We start from the raw sequence: 446 nt of genomic DNA on the forward strand, positions 1-446 counted from the left end.
TTTCATAACAGGCATCGTATCCATCAGCGTAAGTCCTGCCCCACGCAGATGACCTAATAGCGGAATATCATTACTGAATAATCGCACCAGTTGGTCTGTGGATTTAACAACCTGATCCTGATCTTGTTGACGCTGCTGCTGATAACGTTGCAACAACTCAGCGTGACCGCAATCTTTGGCATCAAAAATATGTTCAGCCAATACCGCGACATCACGTAAGCCAAGATTGAATCCCTGACCAGCAATGGGGTGCAGGCTGTGAGCGGCATTTCCAATAAATACGATTCGAGCTTGAACTGGCATGTCAGCTTGCATCAATATTAAAGGGTAACTGTTACGCTCGCCAACACGAATAAACCGTCCAGCACGATAGCCGAAGTGATGTTGTAATTGCTTTAGAAATGCTTCCTCTGGAAGGGAGAGCAATGCACTTTCTTCACCCGCTC

Annotated in this window: 1 protein-coding gene; it reads right to left on the reverse strand. The window is 46.4% G+C overall.

Annotation, left to right across the window (positions count from 1 at the left end):
- Positions 1-446, reverse strand: a 446-nt coding sequence (locus B4K20_RS02665; RefSeq protein WP_289281786.1) for an FAD-dependent monooxygenase, incomplete at both ends; no start/stop codon positions are given.

Origin of the sequence: Methylophaga sp. UBA5088, assembly GCF_002414625.1 — a bacterium.
Taxonomy (GTDB): Bacteria; Pseudomonadota; Gammaproteobacteria; order Nitrosococcales; family Methylophagaceae; genus Methylophaga; species Methylophaga marina.